Source organism: Marimonas lutisalis, from assembly GCF_005434965.1.
GTDB classification, from domain to species: Bacteria; Pseudomonadota; Alphaproteobacteria; order Rhodobacterales; family Rhodobacteraceae; genus Marimonas_A; species Marimonas_A lutisalis.
In genome coordinates this window covers 287,785-308,496 of sequence record NZ_SKCI01000003.1, presented here as the reverse complement: position 1 = coordinate 308,496, position 20,712 = coordinate 287,785, and the positions used below count along the sequence as shown (strand labels likewise).

The window sequence follows — 20,712 nt, the reverse complement described above, 5'->3', positions numbered from 1 at the left end:
AATTTCACCTCTTTCCGTATATTTATGGAAGGGCACCGCGCCGCGTGGTTAATGCGATTTTTCGCAGAAAAATCGGGGGGTGAAATGCGTGCACCCCCCGGCTGACATCCGGCTGCCGCCGGAACTTCACCAAGCGTTAATGAAAAGCCTTACCCGACCGCGCGTTCAGCGGCCGTCGCGGTCCCGCCAGCGGGCCATGGTTTCGCGCGCGGTGCGCGCCAGCATCAGCACGTCGATGCCCACGGCCAGGAACCGCGCGCCCCACTGGGCATATTGCTGTGCGACTGCGTCATCGACGGCGAGGATGCCCGCGGCCTTTTCCGAGGCGGCGATGCGGCCAAGGCCGTCGCGGATGGCGTCGCGAACCGCGGGTGCTGCGGCGTTGCCCAGATGGCCCATGTCGGCGGCGAGGTCGGCCGGGCCGATGAACACGCCGTCGACGCCATCGACGCCGAGGATCTCGTCGAGGTTTTCCATGCCCTTGACGGTTTCGACCTGCACCAGCAGGCAGACCTGCGCATTGGCGGTCGGCACGTAATCGGGGATGGCCGAGAATTGCGAGGCACGGGCCAGCGCCGCGCCCGCGCCGCGAATACCTTCGGGCGGATAGCGCATGGCTCGGGCCAGATCGCGGGCCTGATCGGCGGTTTCCACCATCGGCACCAGCACCGTCTGGGCCCCGGCATCAAGCACCTGCTTGATCAGCCATTCATTGCCCACGGGCAGGCGCACCACGGCATTGGAATGCTTGCCGTCGAGCACCTGCAGCTGATGCATGATGGTCTGCAGGTCGTTTGGGGCATGTTCGCCGTCGATCACCAGCCAGTCGAACCCGGCGGTGGCAAGCATTTCGGTCGCGTAGGGATCGGCGAAGCCGGCCCAGCAGCCATATTGCATCTTCCCGGCCTTCAGCGCGGATTTGAAACGGTTCTCGGGGGCTGGCATGGCTGTCTCCTAAAGGGTTTTCGCGATCTCGGTGATCACGTTATAGGCGGTTTTCACGTCGTCTTCGGTGGCGTCGAACTGACCGGCCTGGAAGCGGATCACCAGTTCGCCCCGCGTGCGGGTCTGGGTGATGTAGATGCGGCCGTCATCGTTGATCGCGTTCACGAGGCGCTGGTTCAGGTCATCGAGATCGCTGGCGCCGGGCGGCGCGTAGCGAAAAGTGAAGAGCGAGAGCACCGGTTCGGTGACGATCTCGAAATCGGGATGGGCGCGCAGCCGGTCCGCCAGCGCCTGCGACCAGGCGACGTGGTTGCGGATCATCTGGCGCAGGCCGGCCAGGCCATAGGCGCGCAGCAGGAACCAAAGTTTCAGTGCGCGGAAACGGCGGCCCAGTGGCACCGACCATTCGGAATAGTTGATGATCCCGTCGGCGCCGTGGGTTTTCAGGTATTCCGGCTGGATCGCCAGCGTGCGGGTCAGGTCCTCGGGCGAGCGGATGAAATGCGCCGAGAGGTCGAATTGCGTGCCGAGCCATTTATGCGGGTTGAAAACCACGCTGTCGGCGCGTTCGACCCCAGCCCAGAGCGTGCGGAATTCCGGGCAGATCATCGCGGCACCGGCCCAGGCGGCGTCGACATGGGTGTAAAGCCCGTGTTTTTCGGCCACGTCACAGGTGGCGGCGATGTCATCGCAGGCGCCGGTACCGGTGCCGCCGGTGCAGGCGATGATGCCCGCAGGCAGGTAGCCCGCGGCCTTGTCGGCCTCGATCGCTGCATCGAGCGCGGCGGTGTCCATCGCCCGCAGGGGGCCTGTGGTGGGGATGCGGACCAGGTTTTCCTGCCCGATGCCGGCAATCCAGATCGCACGGTCGATCGAGGTGTGGACCTCTTCGCTGGCATAGACGCGCAGGCGCGGCTGGCCCGAGAGGCCCTGCTGGTTTCCATGCCAGTCGAGCGCACGTTCGCGCAGGGTGAGCATCGCCGCAAGCGTGGCCGAGGAGGCGGAGTCCTGGATCACGCCATGAAACCCTTGGGGCAGTGCGATGGCCTGGCGCAGCCAGTCCATCATCCGCGTTTCCATCTCGGTCGCGGCCGGCGAGGTCTGCCACAGCATGCATTGCGGCGCCATCACGGTGACGATCTGATCGGCCAGCACCGCCGCCGGCGAGGCGTTGGAGGGAAAATAGGCAAAGAAGCGTGGGTGCTGCCAATGGGTGATGCCGGGCATGACGATGCGTTCGAAATCGGCGATCACGTCTTCCAGCGGCTGGGCCTCTTCAGGCGGTCTGGCGGGCAGTTGCGCGGCGATCGCGCCGGGGGCGGTCTGGGCGCGCACGGGTCGGTCGCGCAGGCCCGCGTGATACTCGGCCGCCCAATCGGCCAGCCACTTGCCCCATTTCGGAAAGTCGCTCCAGCGCATTGTGGTTCTCCGGATGAAATTAATGTGTTAACTTTATCTGGCGCCTTTTCCGGCGGCAAGGCTATTGAAACCGTGGCGTTCCGCAATAGCTAACAAAAAACGTAAACAATGGGGAGGCACGTGGATGGCCCAGAGGGTGATGGGGATACCTGCGGATATTTTTTCGGGCCTCTTGCTGGCGGCGGCGGCCCTGGCCGGGATCCTGTTCGAGAACATCGGGGCGCTGGCGCCCTATTACGATGCGCTTCTGGGCGAATATGCCACCGTCGCGGTCGCCGGGCTGGAAATCTCGAAACCGCTCCTGTTGTGGATCAATGACGGGTTGATGGCGATCTTCTTCCTGCTGGTCGCGCTTGAGATCAAGCGCGAGATCAAGGCCGGCGCGCTGTCGAGCTGGGCCAATGCGGCTTTGCCGGTCTATGGCGCGGTGGGCGGCATCGTGGTGCCGTCGCTCATTTTCCTGGCCATCGTCGGCATCGACAGTGCCGAGGCGCGCGGCTGGGCCATTCCGGCGGCCACCGACATCGCCTTTGCGCTGGGGGTGCTGAGCCTGTTCGGCAACAAGGTTCCGCCGGTGCTGAAGACCTTCCTGCTGGCGCTTGCCGTGGTCGATGACCTGGCGGCGATCGTGATCATCGCGCTGTTCTACACCTCGTCCCTGTCGCTGACGGCGCTGGGCGTGGCCGCGGTTTGCCTTGTCGCGCTGCTGGCGATGAACCTGGGCGGGTTCCGCAACGGGTTCGGGTATGTCGTGGTCGGCGTGATCCTGTGGACCGCGGTTCTGAAATCGGGCGTGCATGCCACGCTGGCCGGGGTTGCGGTGGGCTTTGCCATCCCGTTCGAGCGCAACGCGCGCGGCCAGTCGATGTCGCAGGAATTCGAGCACGAGCTGCACCCCTGGGTGGCGTTCGCGATCCTGCCGGTCTTTGCCTTTGCCAATGCGGGTGTGCCGCTCAAGGGGCTCTCGTTCGAGGCCCTGATGCATCCGCTGTCGCTGGGCGTGGCGGCGGGCCTTTTCATCGGCAAGCAGATCGGTGTCTTCGGCGCCGTGGTGCTGGCGGTGAAGGCGGGGCTTGCGGCGCGGCCCGAGGAACTGACCTGGCGCAAGCTTTACGGCGTGTCCTGCCTGGCCGGGATCGGCTTTACCATGTCGCTCTTCATCGGCTCGCTGGCGTTTTCGGATGTCGAGAGCCAGAACGCGGTGCGTCTGGGCGTGATCTCGGGGTCACTCCTGTCGGGGCTTCTGGGCGCGGCATTCCTCAGCTTCTCGCGCGAGGTGCGGCCAGCGCGTATGGAGGCCTGAGCGCCGGTTCATCCCACTGGCGGGCGGGGCCGAGGCGACAGCCTCGACCCCGCTTTGCCGCGACGCGTGGCACACGCGGCGCAATCGCTGGAACGAGTTCAGCCCTTGCGCCTGGCGGCCTCGATCGCGGCGCTGAGGACGGAGCGGTCGCCGATATGGTTGGCCAGCACCAGGATCAGGCGGGCATTGAAGGCGTCGCTTTCGGCCTTGGAGAGGCCCTCATGCGCGGCCAGGAGATCGGCGTAGAAATCGTCGGCGGAGTCGATGTTGGGGGTCAGGGTCAGCTCGGTCATTTCTGTTGCTCCTGTCCGGTGGCGCGGCGCAAGGCGGCGCGGAAGATGTTTTCGTTCCAGCTTTCGCGGCGCGCCGCGACGTGCTGATCGGGGCGGATCAGGTAGACCGCCGAGGGTGCGGCGCCCAGGTAGCGCTGTTTCAGCGCGAGGGTCTTGTCGTCCTTGACCGAAAGCGCCAGCCGGGTGACCTCGATGCCGGATTCCTCGAAACTGTCGGGGGCCTCGGCGTCGATCGTCAGGAGCGTGAATTTGCCGGCCAGTTTTGGCAGCAGGAAGCCATCGCCCAGCGGCACGTCGGGGCAGGGGGAACCGGGCCGGGTGCGCGCCGGGCCCTGTTCCAGCGCGTCCGCGGTGTTCAGGGGCGAGCCGTCATAGGTGCAGGGCACCGACAGGCGGCCCGAGTTCACCAGCGGCCGGGCGAACTGGTATTCCTCGGCCAGATCCAGCACCGCGTCGCGCAGGGTGCGGCTGATCTCGGATTTGGGCGTGATGAAATCGGTCGAGCGGGTGGAATTGAGGATATTCTCGTCCGCGCCGTGGATCCGCTCGATGTCATAGCTGTCGAGCAGGCTTTCGGGGGCCTTGTCATCCATCACCAGCTGGAGCTTCCAGATCAGGTTGTCGGTGTCCTGCAGGCCCGAATTGGCGCCACGTGCGCCGAAGGGCGAGACCTGGTGCGCGGCGTCGCCGGCAAAGATCACCCGGCCGTGGCGGAATTCCTCCATCCGGCGGCACTGGAAGGTGTAGATCGAGACCCACTCGAGCTCGAACTCGACGTCTTCGCCCAGCATCGCCTTGAGGCGGGGGATGACGTTTTCCGGCTTCTTCTCTTCTTCCTTATCGATGTCCCAGCCCAGCTGCAGGTCGATCCGCCAGACGCCATCGGGCTGCTTGTGCAGAAGCGCGGACTGGCCACGGTTGAAGGGCGGGTCGAACCAGAACCAGCGTTCGGTGGGGAAATCGGCCTCCATGATCACGTCCGCGATCAGGAAGTTGTCCTCGAAGACGCGGCCGACGAAATCGAGCCCGAGCATCCGGCGGGTGGGCGAATTGGCGCCATCGCAGGCAATCAGCCAGTCGGCCTCGATCACGTAGCTGTCTTCGGGGGTCTGGACCTCGAGCGTGACGTGATCGTCATGGGTGCCGATCGCCTCGACCTTGTTCTTGCCGCGGATCTCGATCGGTTTGCCCTGGGCCTGCAGGGCGCGCACGCGGTTCACCAGGTACTCTTCGAAATAGTATTGCTGGAGATTGATGAAGGCGGGGAATTCGTGGCCTTCTTCCGGCAGCAGGTCGAATTCATAGACTTGGCGATCGTCGAAGAAGACCTTGCCCAGGTCCCATTCGACGCCTTTTTCCACCATTTCGTGGCCGCAGCCCAGCCGATCGAGGATTTCCAGCGGGCGCTTGGCGAAACAGATGGCGCGGCTGCCGAAAGAGACCTTGTCATTGTCGTCGAGCACGACGACGGGTGTGTCGTTCTGCGCCAGGTCGATGGCGGCGGCGAGGCCGATGGGACCGGCGCCGATGACGATCACCGGGTGACGGACGGGCGTCGGCGCATCCTGATCGGGGCTGCGCTCATAGGCGTAGAGCGGGACTTCGAAGATCTTGTTCATCGGTTCTCCTCCGGGTGGCGCGCGGTGTCATGATGGCATGGATGGTGCGCGCGCCGTTTGATCTGGGTCAGGGTGGTGGCGCGTCCGCCCTTGCGGGCGGCCCCGCGAGGCGCGCCCGAAAGGGAGCGATGCGCGCTCAGCCCTGCAGGGCCTCCCACATTTCAAGATCGCGCTGGGCGGTCCAGATGCGCGGGGTGTCGAGGCCGCGGGCCTCGTCATAGGCGCGGGCGACGTTGAAGGGCAGGCAGTGTTCGTAGATCGCGTATTCGCTGAATTTCGGGTCGCATTCGGCGCGGCAGGCGTCCCAGGCCTCTTTCAGGCTGCCGCCGCGGGCGGCGACGCGGGCAACCGGGTTATAGGTGGAGGCGACGAAATCGCGGGTGTTCTCGATCGCGGCGTTGACCATTTCATGACCCACGAGCGCATCGCCCCGGCCGGGCGCAATGGCGTCAACGTCGAACCACTTGATCGCGTCGAGCGTATCGCCCCAGTCGGCGAAATGGCCGTCACCGCAATAGCAGGCCGAGTGGTATTCCACGATGTCGCCGGTGAACATCACGTTCTGGTCGGGCACGTGCACCACCGCGTCGCCCGCCGTGTGGGCGCGGCCCAGATGCATGATGTCGACGCGGCGATTGCCGAGATAGACGGTCATCGAGTCGCTGAAGGTGGTGGTGGGCCAGGTCAGGCCGGGGATCGACTCGTGACCTTCGAAGAGGCGCGGGAAGCGTTGGAATTCGCTGTCCCAGTCCTCTTGCCCGCGTTCCACGACCATGGCGCGGGCCGCGTCGGACATGATGATCTGCGGCGCGTTATAGGCGCTGGCGCCCAGCACGCGCACGGCGTGGTAATGGGTGAGCACCAGGTGGCTGATCGGTTTGTCGGTCACTTCGCGGACCTTCTCGATCACCTTGTTCGCGAGGCGCGGCGTGGCCTGCGCCTCGACGATCATCACGCTGTCGTCGCCGATGATCACGCCCGAGTTGGGATCGCCCTCGGCGGTGAAGGCCCAGAGGCCCTCGCCGATCTCGTCGAAGGTGATTTTCTTTTCGGTCAGGTCGCCCTGGGATGCGAATGCTTTGGCCATGGTCGTGCGTTTCCTTTTGCGTTTGGCCGCCTGGAGGGGTCGGGTGCCTCCGGCGGGAGTATTTGGAGCAAGATGAAGGGCGGGATGTGCGCCCTTCACCGGGTCTATCGGGCGTAGGGGTCCTCGAGCGCGGGCAGGATGGTGCCGGCACAGTTGCCGAAGCCGATCGTATAGCCGTCGCCGTGGCATTCGCCATGCAACGTGAGCGTGTCGCCATCGAGCAGGAAGCTGCGTTCCTCGCCAGTATCCAGCGTGATCGGTTCCTTGCCGCCCCAGCTGAGTTCGAGAAGCGAGCCGCGTTCGTGTTTCGTGGCGCCCGAGATCGTGCCCGAGCCCAAGAGATCGCCCGGGTTCATGGGGCAGCCCGAGGTGGTGTGATGCGCCAGCTGCTGGGCGGCGGAGTAATACATCTCCTTGTAGTTCGTCCGCGCGATCTCGGTTGCCGCCTTGCCTTCGGGGGCCAGCGTGACGCTGAGGTCGATGTCGTAGAGCATCGGGCCGGTGTCTTTCAGATGCGGCAGCAGTTCGACCTCGCGTTCGGGGCAGTCGGTGCGGAAGGGTTCGAGCGCGGCCTTGGTCACGATCCAGGGGCTGATTGTCGTGGCCGTCGCCTTGGCCTGGAAGGGGCCCAGCGGCTGGTATTCCCAGGCCTGGATGTCGCGCGCCGACCAGTCATTCAGAAGCACGTAGCCGAAAATGTTGGCATCGGCCTCGTCCACGGTGATGGGGCCTTCGGAGGGCTGGCCGACGATGGCGCCCATTTCCAGTTCCAGGTCGAAGCGGCGGCAGGGCAGGAAGGCGGGCAGGTCATGATCCGGTGATTTCAGCTGGCCCCAGGGGCGGCGGATATCGGTGCCCGAGACCACGACCGAAGACGCGCGGCCGTTGTAGCCGATGGGGATGTGCAGCCAGTTGGGCGGAAGCGCGTTTTCCGGGCCGCGGAACATGGAGCCCACGTTGAAGGCGTGGTTCTTGCCGGCGTAGAAATCGGTGTATTCGCTGACCAGGAAGGGCAGGTGCATCTCGGCGTCGGCTTGCGGCACCAGCAGCGGCTCGGCGCGCTCGCGGTCGGGGCTGCCGTCGGCGAGGATCGCGGTTAGCCGGTCGCGCAGGGCGGACCAGAGCTCGGCGCCTTCTTCCATCACCTCGTTCCAGAAGGGCACGTCGAAAAGCGGATCTTCGGTGAGCGAGATCAGCCCGGCCTCTTCGGCGCGCTGGCAATCGAGGATCATGTCGCCGATGGCGACGCCGCAGCGCGGGTCGAGTTCGGCGGTCGAGAACACGCCATAGGGCAGGTTGTTCAGGGGAAAGGGGTGTTTCGGGTCGTTGGCCGAGGCCACCCAGGATTTCTGAAGAGTCATTTCGGTTCCTTGTCGTGGAAGGTGGGTTTGAAACCCACCCTACGCTTTATGTAGGGTGGGGTTTTACCCCACCGTCCGCGTCATTTCGTGCCAGGCGTGCCGTCGAATTTCTTGTCGAGATCCGACCAGCAGTCGATGTAGTCGTCCTGCAGCGGGGCCTCGCTTGCGGCGAAGGCGGTGAGGTGCTGCGGGAAGCGGGTTTCGAACATGAACGACATGGTGTTGTCGAGCTTGTCGGGGCCGAGATTGGCGTTCGAGGCTTTCTCGAAGGCTTCGCGGTCGGGCCCGTGGGGCAGCATCATGTTGTGCAGCGACATGCCGCCGGGGACGAAGCCCTGCGGCTTGGCATCGTACTGGCCGTAGATGTTGCCCATCAGCTCGGACATGATGTTCTTGTGATACCAGGGCGGGCGGAACGTGTCTTCGGCCACCATCCAGCGTTCGCGGAAGAGGACGAAATCGATATTCGCGGTGCCCGGCTGTCCCGAGGGGGCGGTGAGCACGGTGAAGATCGACGGATCGGGGTGATCGAAGAGAATCGCGCCGACGGGGCAATAGGTGCGCAGGTCATATTTATAGGGCGCGTAATTGCCGTGCCAGGCGACCACGTCGAGCGGGCTTTGCCCGATCTTGGTTTCATGGAACTGGCCGCACCACTTGATGGTCAGGGTCGAGGGCACCTCGCGGTCTTCGAAGGCGGCGACGGGGGCCTTGAAATCGCGCGGGTTGGCAAGCGCGTTGGCGCCGATCGGGCCACGGGCGGGCAGTTCGAATTTCTGGCCGTAGTTTTCGCAGACAAAGCCGCGCGCCGGGCCTTCGAGTACCTCGACGCGGTAGACGAGGCCGCGCGGGATGATGGCGATTTCCTTGGGCTCGAGATCGATGATGCCGAGCTCGGTGGCAAAGCGCAGCCGGCCTTCCTGCGGGACGACCAGCAGCTCGGAATCGGCCGAGTAGAAATATTCGTCCTTCATCGACGTGGTGACGAGATAGATATGCGAGGCCATGCCGACCTGGGTGTTGACGTCGCCGGCGGTGGTCATGGTGCGCATGCCGGTGAGCCAGGTGAGTTTCTCATCGGTGTGGGGCACCGGGTTCCAGCGATACTGGCCAAGCGAGATCACGTCGGGATCGACATTCGGGGCCGATTTCCAATAGGGCAGGTCGATCTTGGTGTAGCGGTGCGAGTGCTTCACGCTGGGCCGGATGCGGTAGGTCCAGGTGCGTTCGGGCGGGTTGGCGGTAAAGGCCGTGCCCGACATCTGTTCGCCGTAGAGCCCGTAGTTGCATTTCTGCGGGCTGTTCATGCCCTGGGGCAGGGCGCCGGGCAGGGCCTCGGTTTCGAAGTCATTGGCCCACCCGGGCATGTAGCCTTCGTGCGGCCCGGGCAGCGAGGGCGCCTGGGTCATGTGATGGGGAAAGGATTGTTTGTTCATCGCGCGTCTCCTTTAGTGGTTGCGCTGTTAACTGTTGGTTTTGTAACTAACAACGGCAGGAGGGTTCACATTGAGTATACCAGATGATTTCGATCTGCAGAATTTCCTGCCCTACCTGCTGAACCAGGCGGCGGAAGAAAGCTCACTTTCGTTCCAGAAGGTCTACAAGGACCGCTATGGCATGCTGCGCACCGAGTGGCGGGTGCTGTTTCACCTAGGAATCTATGGCCGGATGACCGCAAAACAAATCGGGGAGCGGTCAAAGATGCACAAGACCAAGATTTCCCGCGCGGTGGCGAAACTGGCCGAGCGGCGGTTCCTGACGCGGCAGAAGGACGAGGCGGACCGGCGGCTGGAATACCTGGAACTGACGCCGGCGGGGCTGCGGGCCTATCGCGATCTGCGCGATGTGGCACGGGCCTATGATTCGCAGATCGCGGCGCGGTTTTCCGAGGATGAGGTGGCGTTGTTGCGGCGCATGCTGCGGCAACTGGCCGGGGGCGCACGGTGAGCGACCAGTTCAAGGGGCTACTGATCACTACGGTGGCGGTGCTGCTGGTGGTGCCGGATTCGCTTTTCGTGCGGCTGATCGGGGCCGATGCGCTGGTGATCGCCTTCTGGCGCAACCTGGTGTCGGGGTGCCTGGTGCTGGCCGGAGTGCTGTTGTGGCAGGGGCTGCGGCCCTACAAGGCGTTGCCGGGCACCGGCATCTACGGGCTGATCTACACGGTGGCCGTGGGCGGGGCAGGGGTTCTCTTTCCGCTGGCAGTCAGCCTGACGTCGGTGGCGAACGTGGTGTTCATCATCGCCGCGCTGCCGGTTTTCGCCGCGCTATATTCGCGGATCTTCCTGGGCGAGGCGATTTCATCGCGGATGATCTGGACGATGATGGCGGTGGCGGTCGGGCTGGCGATCCTGGCCTATGGATCGGGCGAGACGCAGGGCGCGCACTGGACGGGCGACCTGACCGCGCTGGGGGTGGCGGCGCTGTTCGCGGCCGGGCTGACGGCGGCGCGCAAGGTGCGCCGCGTGTCGATGGTGGCGGCGGTGCCGGTGGGCTATATCGGCGCGTCGGCCCTGTTGTGGCCCTTCATCGCGCCGATGAGCGTGCCGGACGGGCAGTGGCACCTGGTGGCGCTTCACGGGGCCTTCATCGCCGGCAGTTCCATCGGGCTTGCTCTGGGGCCGCGCTATATTCCGTCGGCCGAGGTGGGGCTGCTGATCCTGCTGGAATCGGTGCTGGCGCCCTTACTCGCCTGGCTGGTGATCGGGGAGGACCCGGGGCCTTATGCGCTGATCGGGGGTGTCGTGGTGATCGGCGCGCTGGCGGTGTCGAACGCGGTGGCGCTGGCGCGGCGGGGGTAAAGGTTGCTCAGCGCCTCTTGTGGACATTGCGACGGGGCGCAAGGGCGATGCGCGCTGTTCGGGCGAGGAATGCGGCAATGCCTGAAAAGTCCGCGTAGCGGCCGCCGGGCGTCGTTAAAAATCCACCGTCACGCCGGGCAGGTTGAGCGCCTTCATCAGGTCGCGCAGTTCCTGGCGGGCGGCGATGTTGGAGATGTTGAGCTGTTTCACCCCGATATCCTTGAGATCGAGGAGCGTGAGGCCACGCGGGAAAAGCTCGCGGAAGATCACCCTTTCGTTGAAACCCGGCGCGACGCGGAAGCCGATGCGCTTGGCCAGCCGCTCGAGCGCCTGTTCCATCTTTTCCTTGTTGACCATGCGTTGCGCGCCAAGCCGGTTGCGCAGCACGACCCAGTCGATGGGTTTCAGGCCGGCCTGCGCGCGCAGCTGGCGTGCCGACCAGACCATTTCGGAATAGACCGAGGGGCCGAGGATCTTGACGCCGTCGCTGTCGATATGCGCGAGCAGGTCGAAATCGACGAAACTGTCGTTGAGCGGGGTGATCAGCGTGTCGGCGAGGCTGTGGGCCACCTGGGAAAGCCGGGTATGCGAGCCGGGGCAGTCGATCAGGATGAAATCGCTGTCGGGCTCGAGCGTGGCGACGGCGGCGGACAGCCGGTGGTCATAGACGTTCTCGCCCGGTTTGAGCTGGGATTTGTCGATCTCGGGCAGGTCGTGATAGGCGGGCCCGGGCAGATCGAGGCCGGATTTCTGGAGGAAGCGGCGGCGGTTTTCGACGTAGCGGCCGAAGGTTTTCTGCCGCAGGTCAAGATCGAGCGCGGAGATCTTGTGGCCCATCCGCGCCAGCGCCGTCGCCACGTGCATCGACACGGTGGATTTGCCCGCGCCGCCCTTTTCGTTTCCGACAACGATGATATGTGCCATTGCCCGCTGTGCCCCTTGCTTGCCGCGCGGGTTGACGCCCGCGTTATGGTCGTTGGCGACACTATATGTTGTGGAAAGCGATTTGGGAAGCGGCAGAGCGGCGATGTGGCGCCAGCCATGCGACGCCGCGTCGGCGGGGGTTGGCATATCCTGACAGGGGCGCTAGGGTATTAGCTGCAATCGGCCCGGGGGAGGGCCGAAGTCAGGGAGAAAAACATATGAAATCGATGAAGATGGCCGTTGTCGCGGCCCTTTCGTTTGGCTTTGCATCCGAGGCAATGGCCACGGAGTGGAACGTGTCGGTCTGGGGCAAGCGCCGGGCGTTTACCGAGCATGTCGAGAAGCTGGCCGAGCTGGTGGCCGAGAAAACCGGCGGCGAGTTCACCATGAACGTGAGCTATGGCGGCCTGTCGAAGCCGAAGGAAAACCTGGACGGCATTTCGATCGGCGCCTTCGAGATGGCGCAGTTCTGCGCTGGCTATCACCGCGACAAGAACCGCGCGATCACGGTTCTGGAACTGCCGTTCCTGGGTGTGAACAACCTGGAAGAGGAAGTGGCGGTGAGCCACGCGGTCTATGCCCACCCGGCTGTGGCCGAGGAAATGAAGCAGTGGAACGCCAAGATCCTGATGACCAGCCCGATGCCGCAGTACAACCTCGTCGGCACCGGCGATCCGCGCGACACGCTGGACAAGATGAACGGCATGCGCGTGCGCGCCACCGGCGGCATCGGCGAGGCGTTCAAATCGGTCGGCGGCGTGCCCACCTCGGTGCCAGCGCCCGAAGCCTACCAGGCGATGGAATCGGGGGTCGTGGACACGGTGGCCTTTGCCCAGCACGCGCACCTGTCGTTCGGCACGATCAACCAGGCGACCTGGTGGACTGCGAACCTGAACCCCGGCACGGTGAACTGCCCGGTGGTAGTGAACATCGACGCCTACGAGTCGCTCTCGGATGAGCATCGCAAGGCGCTCGATGAGTCGATCGACGAGTCGATCACCCATTACCTCGACAACTACGGCAAGCTTCTGGCGCGCTGGGACGAGGTGCTGGAAGAGAAGAACGTGCAGAAGGTCATGGTGTCGGACGAGGAGCTGGCCAAGTTCCGCGAAGTGGCCGCTGGCCCGATCCGCGATGCCTGGATCAAGGACATGACCGCGCAGGGCCTGCCCGCGCAGGAGCTTTATGACCTGCTGATGAGTACGCTGGAAAAAACACGCGCCAGCAACTGATCAGCGAGCAAACGAAGCGGGGCCCCGAGAGCGGGGCCCCTTTTCCAATACATGATGGGGGGCAGGCATGGCGGGTGCATCGCCTGTTTTGGAGGATGGCTCGGTTCTGAGCCGGCTGGACCGCGGGCTTCTGCGGGTCGAGAGATTTTTCGGGCTGCTGGCGGGCCTGGCGATTTTTTCGCTGATGCTGCTGGCGGTGCGCTCGGTCGGGGGGCGTGTGACGCTGAATGCGCCGCTTCTGGGCTATGTCGATTACATCGAACAACTGATGCCGCTGATCGCCATCCTCGCGGTGTCGTTCGCGCAGCGCGACGGCACGCATATCCGGATGGACCTGCTGGTGGATCACCTGCGCGGGCGGGCGCTGTGGCTCTTTGAACTGATCAGCGTGCTGCTGATCCTTCTGCTGATGGTTTTCCTGATCTGGGGCAGCTGGGCGCATTTCCAACGCTCGTTCGACTTCGGGGCGCCGTTGTGGAGCCGCGATAGCACCACGGATATCGCCATGCCGCTGTGGCCGGCGAAACTGCTGGTGCCGGTGGCTTTCACGGTGCTGGCGCTGCGGTTGCTGATCCAGGTCGTCGGCTATGGCCGGGCGCTGATCCTGGGGCTTGACGCGCCGGTGGCCGTGCCGCTGGTGATGGACGCGGCGGCGCAGGCGGCGGCCGAGGCCGACAGCCTGATGGACGAGGAGTAGGCCGATGGACCCGATTGAAATCGGCCTGTGGGTGACCGGCGGCCTGCTGGTCATGGTGGTGATGGGGATGCGCGTGGCCTTTGCCGCCGCGCTGGCGGGTCTGGTTGGCCTGTTCCTGATCTTCTGGGCCAAGCGCGATTTCGACCCCGAGCGGATTGGCTGGGCGATCACCGTGGCGGCCAAGACCGCGGGGCAGGTGCCCCATTCCAAGGTGGCGTCGAATGCGCTGAGCCTGATCCCGACCTTCATCCTGATCGGATACCTGGCCTATTACGCGGGGCTGACCCGTGCGCTGTTCGAAGCGGCGAAGCGCTGGCTTGCGTGGCTGCCGGGCGGGCTTGCCGTGTCGACGGTGTTTGCCACGGCGGGCTTTGCCGCCGTTTCGGGCGCCAGCGTGGCAACGGCGGCGGTGTTCGCCCGCATCGCCATCCCCGAGATGCTGAAGATCAATTATAACAAGCAGTTCGCGGCCGGTGTCGTGGCCGCCGGCGGCACGCTGGCGAGCCTGATCCCGCCCTCGGCGATCCTGGTGATCTATGCGATCATCGTGGAGCAGGACGTGGGCAAACTGCTGCTGGCGGGGTTCATCCCCGGGGCGTTTTCTGCCGTGGTCTATGCCACGCTGATCGTCGGGCTGGCGGTGATCTTCAAGAATGTCGGCCCGCCGGTGAGCGGGTTTACCTGGCGTGAGCGTTTCGCGTCGCTGCCGCCGGCGCTGCCCATCCTGGCGGTGGTCGTGATCATTATCTTTTTCGTCTACAACCCGTTCGGCGATAAGGCCTGGGGCACGCCCACCGAAGGCGGGGCCATCGGCGCCTTCATCGTGTTCTGCATGGCGCTCTATCGCGGGATGCGCTGGAAGCAGCTGAAATCGGCGCTGCTGGAGACGGCGAAACTGACGGTGATGATCTTTACCATCATCTGGGGCGTGCTGATCTATGTCCGCTTCCTGGGGTTTGCCGATCTGCCGGGGGCGTTTTCGGACTGGATCACATCGCTGGAGATGTCGCCGATGCTGATCCTGATCTGCATCCTGCTGGCCTATGCGGTGCTGGGCATGTTCATGGACGCGATCGGCATGCTGCTCTTGACGCTGCCGGTGGTGTATCCGGCGGTCATGGCGCTGAACGGCGGCGAGATGGTGAGCGCGGCGGACAGCGCCTTTGGCATGTCGGGGCCGATGTGCGCGATCTGGTTCGGCATCCTGGTGGTGAAGATGGCCGAGTTCTGCCTGATCACGCCGCCGATTGGCCTGAACTGTTTCGTGGTAGCGGGCGTGCGCGATGACCTGACCGTTCAGGACGTGTTCAAGGGCGTGACGCCGTTCTTCATCGCCGACGCGGTGACGATTGCCGGGCTGATCGCCTTTCCGCAGATTGTTCTGTGGCTGCCATCGCTGGCGTGATCAGGTAAGACTGGCCCCGAGGCCGGCGGCACAGAAGGCGACCAGATCGTCAAGCGTGCCGGCGGCGCCATCCTGCGCCAGCGCGTCGATCCGCCAGCGCGAGGTGACAAGCGCCAGCATCGCCGAGACTGAGTAGACGAAGACCGCAGCAATGCGGGCGCGCGGCGCCGCCGGGTAGAGCGCGGCGATCTCGGCGATGAAGACCTGCGCCGTGGGGTCGAAATGCGCCTCGGAGATATCGCGCCAGGCGGGATCGGCCGAGACATGGGCGACGAGGCGGGCATAGGCCAGCCATTGCGCGTCGCCCTGCGCGAGGTTCAGGTAGGGGCCGAAGAAACAGTCCAGGATGGCGGGAAGGGTGGGCGTGCCTTGCGCTTTGCACACGGCGAGCGCGTCGAGGCGGCGCCGTGCCAGCTCTTCGGCCCGGCGAGCGATGGTTTGGCGAAACAGGTCTTCCTTGCCATGGCCATGATGGTGGACGAGGCCCACCTGCGTGCCCGCCGCCGCCGCAATGTCGCGCATCGTGGCACCGGCGAACCCCTTATCCGCGAAAACCCGTTCGGCGGCATCGAGGATGCGCGCGCGGGTTGCGAGCGAGCGGCGCGAGGGCGCGCGTTTGCGGGTGGTTTCGGGCGTCATGGATTTACTCTTGCTTATTTTGAACAGATGTTCAATCTAAAGGCGGGGAGGATGCGCGCGATGGATAACACCCGGGACAGGTTTGCCCTGATCGGGGCGGGGCCGATGGGCCTTGCCGCCGCGAAGGTGATGAAAGAGCAGGGCGTGGCCTTTCAGGGGTTCGAGCTGTCGGATGGTGTGGGCGGGCTGTGGGATATCGCGGCGCCACGCTCGACCATGTATGAAAGCGCGCACCTGATTTCATCGAAACACATGACCGAGTTCGCCGATTTCCCGATGCGCGACGAGGTGGCGGAATACCCCTCGCACCGCGAGATGAAGCGCTATTTCGACGAGTTCGCGGATCACTATGGGCTGCGCGAGCATTACCTGTTCGGCGCCGAAGTGGTGCGGGTGGAGCCCTTGGGCGGCGATGGCGAGGGCTGGCGCGTGGTGTGGCGCAGGGACGGGGAAGAGCAGGAGGCCGTTTTCGCCGGGGTGATGATCGCCAATGGCACGCTGAGCGAGCCGAACCTGCCGGAATTCGAGGGAGAGTTTGCCGGTGAGTTTCTGCATTCGGCGGATTACAAGAGCGCGCGGCAGTTCGACGGCAAGCGGGTGCTGGTGATCGGGGCGGGCAATTCGGGTTGCGACATCGCGGTGGATGCGGTGCATCATGCCCAAAGCGTCGATCTGTCGATGCGGCGGGGGTATTACTTCGTGCCGAAATACGTATTCGGCAAACCCGCTGACACGCTGGGCGGCGCGATCCGTCTGCCGATGTGGCTGAAGCGCAGGGTCGACGGGATGATCCTGCGGTGGTTCGTGGGGGATGCGCAGAAATACGGCCTGCCGAAACCCGATTACAGGCTGTATGAAAGCCACCCGGTGGTCAATTCGCTGATCCTGTTTCACCTCGGCCATGGCGATATTGCGATCCGGCCCGATATCGCGCGGTTCGACGGGCGCGCAGTGGTTTTCAAGGATGGCAGCCATCGGGAATATGACCTCGTGCTGGCGGCGACGGGTTACCGGCTGCACTATCCGTTCATTGATGATGCGCTGCTGAACTGGCAGGGGGATGCGCCGCATCTCTATCTGAACACGATACATCCCGAACGCGACGATCTGTTCGTGCTGGGCATGGTCGAGGCGAGCGGACTGGGCTGGCAGGGCCGGCATGAGCAGGCCGAGATGGTGGTGCGCTACATCAGGGGGCTGCGCGCGGGAAGTGCCGCGGCGAAGGCGTTGCAGGCCGAGAAAGCGGGCGGGTTCGAACGCGCGACGGGTGGTATGAAATATCTCGCGCTTGCGCGGATGGCCTATTACGTGGACAAATCGACCTATCGCAAGGCCGTGACCGGATGGATCGGGCGGCTGAAGAAAGGGGCGGCATGATGGGTGGTGGCATCGACGAGGTGATGCTGAATTTTAGCCCCGGGTCGCTGATGCTTCTTAACGCGATCCTGGCGGTGGTGATGTTTTCCATCGCCATCGACCTGAGGCCCGAGGATTTCCACAAGCTGCTGCGCGGACCCAAGCCGCTGATTGCGGGGCTGGTGTCGCAGTTCGTGGTGTTGCCGGTGATGACTTTCGGGCTGGTGCTGGCCACGGCGCCACGGCCGTCGGTGGCATTGGGGCTGATGCTGGTGGCGGCGTGCCCGGGGGGCAATATCTCGAATTTCATCACCCACCGCGCGGGGGGCAATGCGGCGCTGTCGGTGTCGATGACGGGCGTGGCCACGGTAGGGGCGATCCTGCTGACGCCGCTGAATATCGCGCTCTGGGGCAACCTTTATGCGCCCACGCGCGAGATCCTGCGCGCGGTGGCGATCGACCCGGTGCAGGTGGCGATCACGGTGGGGCTGATGCTGGCGCTGCCGCTGGTCCTGGGGGTGACGCTGAACGTGAAGCGGCCGGACCTGACCGAAAAGATGCGCTGGCCGCTGCAGATGCTGTCGATGGCGATCTTCATCGGGTTCGTCGCGGCCGCGCTGGCGGCGAACTGGGGGTTTTTCCTGGCCTTCGCTGGTGTGGTGGCGGGGCTTGTCATCGCGCATAACGCGCTTGCGCTGGGCGCGGGCTACACCGTGGCGCGGATTGCCGGATTGCGCGCCTTCGACCGCCGCGCGGTGACGATCGAGACGGGCATCCAGAATTCAGGCCTGGGCCTGGTGCTGATCTTCGGATTTTTCGGGGGGCTGGGCGGCATGGCGGTGGTCGCTGCGTTCTGGGGCATATGGCACGCGATTTCGGGGCTGGTGCTGGCGTTTCTTTGGGCGCGGAGGCCAATGGTGGCGTGAGCGGCTGCATCCTGATCACCGGGGCGGGCGGGATGATCGGCCGCGCGCTGATGGCCGAGCTGGCCGGGGCCGAGGTGGTGGCGACCGACTTGACCGCGCCCAAGCGTCTGCCCGAGGGCGTGCGGTTCGAGACCATGGATGTGACCGGCGACGATCCCGACCAGGTGATCGGGGCGGTACGGCCCGAGGTGGTGGTGCACCTGGCCTCGATCGTGACGCCGGCGCCGGGGCAGGGCGAGGCGTTTGCCTATCGTGTGGACGTAGAGGGCACGCGGCGCGTGCTGGACGCGTGCCTGGCCCATGGCGTGCGGCGCCTGGTGGTGACGTCGAGCGGTGCGGCCTATGGCTATCACCCCGACAACCCGGTGCCGCTGCGCGAACATCACCCGCTGCGCGGCAACGAGGAATTCGCCTATGCAAGGCACAAGCGGCTGGTCGAGGAGATGCTGGCCGAGGCGCGCAAGGCGCATCCAGGGCTTGAGCAGGTGGTGCTGCGGGTGGGCACGGTGCTGGGCGCGGGGACCGAAAACCAGATCACGGCGCTGTTTCACAGGAAGCTGTTGCTGGCCGTTCGCGGCAGCGACAGCCCGTTCGTCTTTATCTGGACATGCGATCTGGCGCGCATTCTGAAACGTGCGGCGACAGATGGGTCGGCGGGGGTATTCAATGTCGCGGCGGACGGGGCGATGGGCGTCAGCCAGATCGCGCGGGTTGTGGGCAAACCGGTGTTGCGGCTGCCAGCCTGGTTACTGAAAGCGGTACTTGCAGTGGCAAGGCCACTGGGCCTGACGCGCTATGGCCCGGAGCAGGTGCGGTTCCTGCAATACCGTCCGGTGCTGGCCAATGACGCGTTGAAACGCGATTTCGGCTACGTCCCCGAGAAGACGAGCCGCGAGGTGTTTGACCTGTGGCGGCGGGAGGCGGGGCTGTGAAGACGGCGGTGATCTCGGGCGGGGCCGGCGGGCTGGGCCGGGCACTGAGCGACGGGTTGCGCGCCAGCGGCTGGCGCGTGGTGGCCATCGACCGGGATATTTCGGCGCTCGAGGAGGACGAGACGCTGTTCGCGGTGGAATGCGACCTGACCGATCAGGCGCAGCGCGACCGGGTGCTGGCCGAACTGGCCGCGGCCTGCCCCGAAATCGACCTGGTGATCTACAATGCCGGGATCACCCAGATCGGGGATTTCGAGACGCTGGCGGAAGACACGCACCGGCGGGTGTTCGAGATCAACTATTTCGCCGCTATCGAGATGGCGCGGGTGCTGTTGCCCAATGTGCGGGCGGCACGGGGCGCACATCTGGCGATTTCGTCTGTGGCGGGGTTCGCGCCGCTTTATCGGCGGGTGGCCTATGCCGGGTCGAAACATGCGCTGGAGGGATTTTTCAAGTCGCTGGCGAGCGAGGAGGCGGCGCATGGCGTGCGGGTGCAGATTGCCGCGCCGTCCTTTGTGGCCACGAATATCGGCAACCCCGAGCAGGGCGCGGACGGGATAGCCCGCCCCGGATCGGCGCCCGACGGGATCGACTATATGGAGCCCGACGTGGCGGCGCGGATCATCCTGCGCGGGGTCGAACGCGGCGCCCCGTTCATTCCGGTGGGGCGCGTGGCGCGGGCGGCGTGGTGGATCAACGGGTTGTCGCCACGGCTGTTTCGCTGGCTCATGGAGCGCAAGATCCGCGGGCGCTAGGCGTCAGTCGCGCAGAACCTCGCCGGGCAGGGCGGCGAGGCGGGCCGCCACCAGATCGAGAAAGCTTTTCGACAGGAGCGACATGGGCGCCTGCGCGGGCCAGAGCAGCGAGATGCCGCTGGAAATGCGCGGGCGGAACTGGCGAAAGACCACGCCGGGCGGGGTATCGCAGGTTTGCAGGAAGCCGTGGGCGGTGATCATGTCGCAGATCATGTAGCACATGCCGGCCTCGACGAATTGCAGGCCGGGCAGCACGGTTTGCAGTTCGAAGCGGCGGCGGAAGCGGGCGCCGGCGCGCTCGAACGCCTGCCGGGTCTGCACCGTGATCGCGTGTTCATCGAAGAGCATGGCCATGTTGGCGCCGTCGAGATCCGAAGGCGTGATGACCGGGCGGTCGGCAAGCGGATCGTGCCGGGGCAGGGCAACGATGCATTCGAGATCGAAATCCTGCTGGCCCATGGAGGCGCGAGGCCCGGGCGTTTCGGCAAGGCCGAGGTCGAATTGCTGCGAGGCGATGAGATCCTCGATCACGCGCGAGGAACGCATCATCAGCGAGACATCTATTTCAGGCTTGTCGGCAAGGAATGCCGACAGGAGCTGTGGCATGAAGAAGCCCGAGGCCGCCGGGTGGCAGGCGATGCGCAGCCGTCCCTTGTGCAGTTTGGCGATGCCCGCGAGCGTACGCCTGGTCTGGTCGAGCCGGTCGAGGATGGTGTCGCATTCCTCGAGAAAGAAATGCGCCTCGGGCGTGGGGGTGAGCTTGCCGCTTTCGCGGATGAAAAGGGCAAAGCCCAGCTCTGACTCGAGGTTGGAGATGACCGAACTGACCGCGGGCTGGGTGCGCCCGAGGGTGCGCGCCGCCTGGCTGATCGAGCCCGAGCGCATGGTTTCGCGGAACGCGTTGAGCGCGTGGAGGGTGAGGTTCATCAAGGTATAAATTCACTCTATGGGATCAGCGATTTTTCCAATTTGATTTTATGGGTGGGCTGACGTCAAGTGGATTTGGTTGGCCGGGAGA

At 65.0% G+C, this 20,712-nt stretch carries 20 protein-coding genes; 10 read left to right on the top strand and 10 right to left on the bottom strand.

The features are described 5' to 3' along the window. Nucleotides 1–165: 165 nt before the first annotated feature. Both E0501_RS14625 and E0501_RS14620 read right to left on the bottom strand, forming a co-directional pair. Nucleotides 166–945 carry an aldolase/citrate lyase family protein gene (locus tag E0501_RS14625; protein WP_137702122.1) on the bottom strand — a complete coding sequence of 260 codons (780 nt, stop codon included), beginning with the start codon at nt 943–945 and terminating at the stop codon, nt 166–168. A gap of 9 nt (nt 946–954) precedes the next feature. Beyond that, entirely contained in the window at nt 955–2,364 is a 1,410-nt protein-coding gene (locus E0501_RS14620) for a pyridoxal phosphate-dependent decarboxylase family protein (protein WP_137702121.1), read from the bottom strand. Between the two features lie 124 nt (nt 2,365–2,488). Here E0501_RS14620 and nhaA point away from each other — a divergent pair, with 124 nt between their 5' ends. Beyond that, on the top strand, nt 2,489–3,667 hold the full coding sequence (gene nhaA / locus E0501_RS14615) for a Na+/H+ antiporter NhaA (RefSeq protein WP_137702120.1): 1,179 nt from the start codon (nt 2,489–2,491) through the stop codon (nt 3,665–3,667). Between the two features lie 98 nt (nt 3,668–3,765). Here nhaA and E0501_RS14610 read toward each other — a convergent pair whose 3' ends face one another. The 5 genes from E0501_RS14610 to hmgA form a co-directional block, all read right to left on the bottom strand. Continuing rightward, nucleotides 3,766–3,960, bottom strand: coding sequence for a DUF2783 domain-containing protein (locus E0501_RS14610; RefSeq protein ID WP_137702119.1), 195 nt, complete (start codon nt 3,958–3,960; stop codon nt 3,766–3,768). Beyond that, nucleotides 3,957–5,579, bottom strand: a complete 1,623-nt coding sequence (locus E0501_RS14605) for an FAD-dependent oxidoreductase (protein ID WP_137702118.1) — start codon at nt 5,577–5,579, stop codon at nt 3,957–3,959. The genes E0501_RS14610 and E0501_RS14605 overlap by 4 nt, the downstream gene beginning before the upstream one ends. A 136-nt stretch (nt 5,580–5,715) precedes the next feature. After that, the gene (locus E0501_RS14600) at nt 5,716–6,666 is read right to left on the bottom strand and encodes an MBL fold metallo-hydrolase (protein ID WP_137702117.1); all 951 of its coding nucleotides are present in this window, start codon (nt 6,664–6,666) and stop codon (nt 5,716–5,718) included. Nucleotides 6,667–6,770: 104 nt separating this feature from the next. Continuing rightward, on the bottom strand, nt 6,771–8,027 hold the full coding sequence (gene fahA / locus E0501_RS14595) for a fumarylacetoacetase (RefSeq protein ID WP_137702116.1): 1,257 nt from the start codon (nt 8,025–8,027) through the stop codon (nt 6,771–6,773). Nucleotides 8,028–8,107: 80 nt separating this feature from the next. Beyond that, nucleotides 8,108–9,463 carry a homogentisate 1,2-dioxygenase gene (gene hmgA, locus E0501_RS14590; protein ID WP_137702115.1) on the bottom strand — a complete coding sequence of 452 codons (1,356 nt, stop codon included), beginning with the start codon at nt 9,461–9,463 and terminating at the stop codon, nt 8,108–8,110. A gap of 70 nt (nt 9,464–9,533) precedes the next feature. Between hmgA and E0501_RS14585 the strand changes: the two genes are divergently transcribed. Together E0501_RS14585 and E0501_RS14580 are read left to right on the top strand one after the other, a co-directional pair. Beyond that, nucleotides 9,534–9,974, top strand: coding sequence for a MarR family winged helix-turn-helix transcriptional regulator (locus E0501_RS14585; RefSeq protein WP_137702114.1), 441 nt, complete (start codon nt 9,534–9,536; stop codon nt 9,972–9,974). Continuing rightward, complete coding sequence (locus E0501_RS14580; protein ID WP_137702113.1) at nt 9,971–10,828, top strand: DMT family transporter; 858 nt, start codon at nt 9,971–9,973, stop codon at nt 10,826–10,828. Before E0501_RS14585 ends, E0501_RS14580 begins: the two co-directional genes overlap by 4 nt. 114 nt (nt 10,829–10,942) lie before the next feature. Here E0501_RS14580 and E0501_RS14575 read toward each other — a convergent pair whose 3' ends face one another. Then, complete coding sequence (locus E0501_RS14575; RefSeq protein ID WP_137702353.1) at nt 10,943–11,752, bottom strand: division plane positioning ATPase MipZ; 810 nt, start codon at nt 11,750–11,752, stop codon at nt 10,943–10,945. A 218-nt stretch (nt 11,753–11,970) separates the two neighbouring features. On the opposite strand from E0501_RS14575, the gene E0501_RS14570 reads away from it, so the two are divergent. The 3 genes from E0501_RS14570 to E0501_RS14560 all read left to right on the top strand — a co-directional run bounded on the left by E0501_RS14570 (nt 11,971) and on the right by E0501_RS14560 (nt 15,086). Beyond that, nucleotides 11,971–12,984: a C4-dicarboxylate TRAP transporter substrate-binding protein gene (locus E0501_RS14570; RefSeq protein WP_137702112.1), complete on the top strand. Its 1,014-nt coding sequence runs from the start codon at nt 11,971–11,973 to the stop codon at nt 12,982–12,984. 67 nt (nt 12,985–13,051) lie between these two features. Then, the gene (locus E0501_RS14565; RefSeq protein WP_137702111.1) at nt 13,052–13,681 is read left to right on the top strand and encodes a TRAP transporter small permease subunit; all 630 of its coding nucleotides are present in this window, start codon (nt 13,052–13,054) and stop codon (nt 13,679–13,681) included. 4 nt (nt 13,682–13,685) lie between these two features. Beyond that, nucleotides 13,686–15,086, top strand: a complete 1,401-nt coding sequence (locus E0501_RS14560) for a TRAP transporter large permease (RefSeq protein WP_137702110.1) — start codon at nt 13,686–13,688, stop codon at nt 15,084–15,086. Here E0501_RS14560 and E0501_RS14555 read toward each other — a convergent pair whose 3' ends face one another. Then, the gene (locus E0501_RS14555; protein ID WP_137702109.1) at nt 15,087–15,725 is read right to left on the bottom strand and encodes a TetR/AcrR family transcriptional regulator; all 639 of its coding nucleotides are present in this window, start codon (nt 15,723–15,725) and stop codon (nt 15,087–15,089) included. It abuts the gene before it with no gap. A gap of 60 nt (nt 15,726–15,785) precedes the next feature. Between E0501_RS14555 and E0501_RS14550 the strand changes: the two genes are divergently transcribed. Genes E0501_RS14550 through E0501_RS14535 form a run of 4 tightly spaced genes read left to right on the top strand, consistent with a single transcriptional unit; the run spans nt 15,786 to nt 19,694 of the window. Then, nucleotides 15,786–17,102, top strand: a complete 1,317-nt coding sequence (locus E0501_RS14550) for a flavin-containing monooxygenase (RefSeq protein WP_137702108.1) — start codon at nt 15,786–15,788, stop codon at nt 17,100–17,102. After that, complete coding sequence (locus E0501_RS14545) at nt 17,102–18,007, top strand: bile acid:sodium symporter family protein (protein WP_205123503.1); 906 nt, start codon at nt 17,102–17,104, stop codon at nt 18,005–18,007. Before E0501_RS14550 ends, E0501_RS14545 begins: the two co-directional genes overlap by 1 nt. Further along, entirely contained in the window at nt 17,944–18,939 is a 996-nt protein-coding gene (locus tag E0501_RS14540; protein WP_137702107.1) for an SDR family oxidoreductase, read from the top strand. The genes E0501_RS14545 and E0501_RS14540 overlap by 64 nt, the downstream gene beginning before the upstream one ends. Then, nucleotides 18,936–19,694 (top strand): SDR family NAD(P)-dependent oxidoreductase, encoded by a 759-nt coding sequence (locus E0501_RS14535; protein WP_137702106.1) that lies wholly within the window; start codon nt 18,936–18,938, stop codon nt 19,692–19,694. The genes E0501_RS14540 and E0501_RS14535 overlap by 4 nt, the downstream gene beginning before the upstream one ends. A gap of 3 nt (nt 19,695–19,697) precedes the next feature. Here the strand turns inward: E0501_RS14535 and E0501_RS14530 are convergent, their stop codons facing one another. Next, the gene (locus E0501_RS14530) at nt 19,698–20,621 is read right to left on the bottom strand and encodes a LysR family transcriptional regulator (protein WP_137702105.1); all 924 of its coding nucleotides are present in this window, start codon (nt 20,619–20,621) and stop codon (nt 19,698–19,700) included. Between the last annotated feature and the right edge of the window lie 91 nt (nt 20,622–20,712).

What these genes read in the sequence shown, in the direction of transcription:
- E0501_RS14600 (WP_137702117.1), bottom strand. Translation starts at nt 6,666, where the DNA reads ATGGCCAAAGCATTCGCATCCCAGGGCGACCTGACCGAAAAGAAAATC.
- E0501_RS14565 (WP_137702111.1), top strand. Translation starts at nt 13,052, where the DNA reads ATGGCGGGTGCATCGCCTGTTTTGGAGGATGGCTCGGTTCTGAGCCGG.
- fahA (WP_137702116.1), bottom strand. Translation starts at nt 8,027, where the DNA reads ATGACTCTTCAGAAATCCTGGGTGGCCTCGGCCAACGACCCGAAACAC.
- E0501_RS14575 (WP_137702353.1), bottom strand. Translation starts at nt 11,752, where the DNA reads ATGGCACATATCATCGTTGTCGGAAACGAAAAGGGCGGCGCGGGCAAA.
- E0501_RS14555 (WP_137702109.1), bottom strand. Translation starts at nt 15,725, where the DNA reads ATGACGCCCGAAACCACCCGCAAACGCGCGCCCTCGCGCCGCTCGCTC.
- E0501_RS14620 (WP_137702121.1), bottom strand. Translation starts at nt 2,364, where the DNA reads ATGCGCTGGAGCGACTTTCCGAAATGGGGCAAGTGGCTGGCCGATTGG.
- E0501_RS14610 (WP_137702119.1), bottom strand. Translation starts at nt 3,960, where the DNA reads ATGACCGAGCTGACCCTGACCCCCAACATCGACTCCGCCGACGATTTC.
- E0501_RS14545 (WP_205123503.1), top strand. Translation starts at nt 17,102, where the DNA reads ATGGGTGGTGGCATCGACGAGGTGATGCTGAATTTTAGCCCCGGGTCG.
- E0501_RS14540 (WP_137702107.1), top strand. Translation starts at nt 17,944, where the DNA reads ATGGCACGCGATTTCGGGGCTGGTGCTGGCGTTTCTTTGGGCGCGGAG.
- nhaA (WP_137702120.1), top strand. Translation starts at nt 2,489, where the DNA reads ATGGCCCAGAGGGTGATGGGGATACCTGCGGATATTTTTTCGGGCCTC.
- E0501_RS14550 (WP_137702108.1), top strand. Translation starts at nt 15,786, where the DNA reads ATGGATAACACCCGGGACAGGTTTGCCCTGATCGGGGCGGGGCCGATG.
- E0501_RS14605 (WP_137702118.1), bottom strand. Translation starts at nt 5,579, where the DNA reads ATGAACAAGATCTTCGAAGTCCCGCTCTACGCCTATGAGCGCAGCCCC.
- E0501_RS14560 (WP_137702110.1), top strand. Translation starts at nt 13,686, where the DNA reads ATGGACCCGATTGAAATCGGCCTGTGGGTGACCGGCGGCCTGCTGGTC.
- hmgA (WP_137702115.1), bottom strand. Translation starts at nt 9,463, where the DNA reads ATGAACAAACAATCCTTTCCCCATCACATGACCCAGGCGCCCTCGCTG.
- E0501_RS14570 (WP_137702112.1), top strand. Translation starts at nt 11,971, where the DNA reads ATGAAATCGATGAAGATGGCCGTTGTCGCGGCCCTTTCGTTTGGCTTT.
- E0501_RS14530 (WP_137702105.1), bottom strand. Translation starts at nt 20,621, where the DNA reads ATGAACCTCACCCTCCACGCGCTCAACGCGTTCCGCGAAACCATGCGC.
- E0501_RS14625 (WP_137702122.1), bottom strand. Translation starts at nt 945, where the DNA reads ATGCCAGCCCCCGAGAACCGTTTCAAATCCGCGCTGAAGGCCGGGAAG.